The following is a 3,568-nucleotide window of genomic DNA, read 5'->3' as shown; positions in this document are numbered from 1 at the left end:
GCCACGGCAAGCTCGAAAGCATCTCGGCGCTCGGCGTGATCGCGCTGCTCTACGTGCTCGCCGGCGGCGTGCTGGTGGAGTCCATCAGCCGGCTCCGCGAAGGCGCCCCGCCTCCGACCGTCTCGGTGGTGCCCTTCATCGTGCTCCTCCTCGACATCGCCGTGAATTACTGGCGGGCGCGCGCGCTGCACCGCGCCGCCCACGACACCAAGAGCCAGGCGCTGGAGGCGGACGCGCTGCATTTCGCCTCCGACGTGATGGGCTCGGTCGCCGTGATCATCGGGCTTGCGCTCGCCGGCTTCGGCTTCCAATGGGGCGATTCGGCAGCCGCCATCGCGGTCGCGATCATGATCGCGATGCTGGGCCTGCGGCTGGCCCGTTCCACCGTCGAGACCCTGCTCGACCGCGCCCCCGAAGGGGTCGCCGAGCGCGCCACCGACGCGATCCGGATGGTGCCGGGCGTGGTCGGCGTCGAGCGCCTGCGCGCGCGCATGGTCGGCTCGACCCATTTCATCGACGCCATCGTGCACGTGCCGCGCACCTTCCCGATCGACCGGGTCGAGACCATCAAGCAGCAGTCCCAGGCCGCGGTGCAGAAGGCGCTGGGCGAGGCCGATCTCACCTTCACCGCGGTACCGGTGGCGCGCAACAACGAGACCGTGCGCGAGCGCATCATGGTGATCGCGCGCAATGCGGGCCTTGCCGTGCACCATGTCACGGTGCACGACCTCGGCGACAAGCTGATCGTCAGCATCGACCTCGAGGTCGACGGCAACATGCCGCTGGCGGCGGCGCATGACGTCGCCAACGCGTTGGAGCGCAACATCCAGCACGAGTTCGGCGAAGACGTGGAGGTCGACGTCCATATCGAGCCGCTGGAGCCGGAACTGCCGTTCGGCGCCGATGCTCCGTCCGACCGCGTCCGAACCATCGCCGAGGCGCTCGCGCGCTACGCCGCCGGCGGCGAGATCCATGACATCCACAATGTGCGCGTCCGCGACACCGATGCCGGCGAGATCGTCAACTTCCATTGCCGCGCCGCACCCTCGATGAGCGTGATCAAGGTGCACGAGCAGGTCGACGAGATCGAGCGCGCGCTGCGCCGCGCCTTCCCGAGCGTGAAGCGCGTGATCAGCCACGCCGAGCCGCCGCGCGCCTGAGCCGCACGGCCCGCATTTCGTCACACGTTCCCGTTTCGGACTCGCCGCCCACGCGATGGTGCGGAATCCCGATGCGACGATTCTCCGTGGACAAGATTTATTTCGTCTTAACGATTCGTTGACTCTCGACAGCTTGCGAAAACTGGATTCAAATCGCTGTGATTCGGAAGCGATCTTGGGGATGCATCCGAATGCGTGCAGCGAGCAAAATTTTTCAAAGTTCCTGGGGGACCGAAGGCATGGCGCGCGCAGACGCCGCGGACGCGTGCGTCCAATCCGATTCGATCAAGGGATTGGCGCAGTCGATCGCGAAACCTGCCTATCATCGGCTCCTGGTCGCCGAGCCCGCGCTCCGCCGCGCGGTCCCCACGCTGATCATCGCCTTCCTCATCACCATCTGCCTCGGCGCCTTCGTCCAGGTCATCGACCAGACCCGCTCCAAGCGCGCGACGATGCGGCGCGACGTCTCCGCGCTCGCCGACCTGCTCGCCGAGCGCATCGACCGCCTCGCCTCCATCCGCATCGAGCGACTGAGGAACATCGAACGCCTGCCGACGCTGCTGCCCGATCTGGTTCCGTCCTGGGGCATGGCCGCCGGCCGCCACATCATCGTCACCTCCCTCGGCACCGACCGCCGCATCCTGGCCCGCATTCCCCTCGACACCGACGTCGGCGGCAACGACCGCCTGCTCGACGCGATCGCCACCGCGCAACTGCTGGTGACGCCGCCGCAGCGCGACAGCGTGAGCGACATGACGCTGCCGAGCGGCAACGGCGCCGTGGCGGCCTCGCGGCCGATCAGGTCGCTGCCGGGCCAGGTCACCGTGATCCAGGAGAAGATCGAGCCGATCTGGGGCTCGGATGCGGCGCTGTCGGTGACGCTGTCGGCGACCACCGGCTTCGTCGTGCTGATCCTCGGCTTCGCCTTCCACTGGCAATCGACCCGCGCCCGCGAAGGCGACCTCATCAACGACGCCGTGCGCGGCCGCATCGACACCGCGCTCAACCGCGGCCGCTGCGGCCTGTGGGACTGGGACCTGTCGCGCGGCCGCATCTTCTGGTCGCAATCGATGTTCTCGATGCTCGGTCTCGACGGCCGCAACGAACTCCTGACCTTCGGCGAGGTCAACGCGCTGGTCAACTCCGACGACATCGACCTGTTCGCCATCGCCGACCAGCTGATCTCCGGCCAGATCGCCAACATCGACCAGACCTTCCGCATGCAGCATGTCGACGGCCACTGGATCTGGCTCCGGGTCCGCTGCGAGTTGACGCGCGGGACCGGCGATGACGGCATGCACCTGATCGGGATCGCGGTCGACATCACCGAGCAGAAGAGCCTTGCGGAAAAGACCGTCGAGGCCGACCTGCGCTTGCGCGACGCCATCGAGACCATTCCCGAGGCCTTCGTGCTGTGGGACGCCAGCGACCGCCTGGTGCTCTGCAACTCGCACTTCCAGCGCCTGCACAAGCTGCCGGACACCGCCGTCATCCCCGGCACCTCCTACGAGACCGTGCTCGAGGTCGGCCGCATGCCGGAGGTGCGCACCCGCCTCAACGAAACCGCCAACCAGGCGCCGGGCGCGCGCACCTTCGAGGCGCAGCTCGACGACGGCAGCTGGCTGCACATCAGCGAACGCCGCACCAAGGACGGCGGCTACGTCTCGGTCGGCACCGACATCACCCGGATCAAGGAGCACGAGCAGAAGCTCGTCGACAACGATCTGCGCCTGCGCGCCACCGTGATCGACCTCAAGCGCTCGCAGGCGGCGCTGGAGCGCCAGGCGGTGGAACTCGCCGACCTCGCCGAGAAGTACCAGCGCGAGAAGACCCGTGCCGAGGAAGCCAACCAGACCAAATCGAAGTTCCTCGCCAACATGAGTCACGAGCTGCGCACGCCGCTCAACGCCATCATCGGCTTCTCCGAGATCATGGGAAGCGGCATGTTCGGCGAACTCGGCTCGGAGAAGTACCAGGAATATTGCGACGACATCCTCACCAGCGGGCACTATCTGCTGGAGGTCATCAACGACATCCTCGACATGTCCAAGATCGAGGCCGGCCGCATGAAGCTCGACATGGAGCCGCTCGACCTGTCGCGGACGCTCGCGGAGTCGCTGCGGGTCGTCACCGGACGCGCGCAGGACAAGCATCTGACGCTCGACGCCGATATCGAGAAATCCATCGCCGTGGTCGCCGACCGCCGCGCCACCAAGCAGATCATCGTCAACCTCCTGTCCAACGCGGTGAAGTTCACGCCCGAAGGCGGCCGCGTGGTGGTGCGCAGCCGGCAGCTCGAGGACAGGATCGTGCTGATGATCGCCGACACCGGCATCGGGATCGCGCCGCACTCGCTGGCGCGGCTCGGCCGCCCCTTCGAGCAGGTCGAGAGCCAGCTCACCAAGACC

General features: G+C 67.3%; 2 protein-coding genes. Both read left to right on the top strand.

What is annotated here, in order from left to right; all coding sequences use genetic code 11:
* The coding region (locus KGM94_RS24310; protein ID WP_300265000.1) for a cation diffusion facilitator family transporter at positions 1 to 1,160 on the top strand (1,160 nt) is incomplete at its 5' end.
* Between the two features lie 239 nt (positions 1,161 to 1,399).
* The coding region (locus tag KGM94_RS24305) for a histidine kinase dimerization/phospho-acceptor domain-containing protein (protein ID WP_300264997.1) at positions 1,400 to 3,568 on the top strand (2,169 nt) is incomplete at its 3' end.

Source organism: Bradyrhizobium sp. (assembly GCF_028868675.1).
In the GTDB taxonomy this organism is placed as follows: Bacteria; Pseudomonadota; Alphaproteobacteria; order Rhizobiales; family Xanthobacteraceae; genus Bradyrhizobium.
The sequence above is the reverse complement of the archived record's forward strand: the minus strand, read 5'-3'. Positions and strand labels throughout refer to the sequence as shown.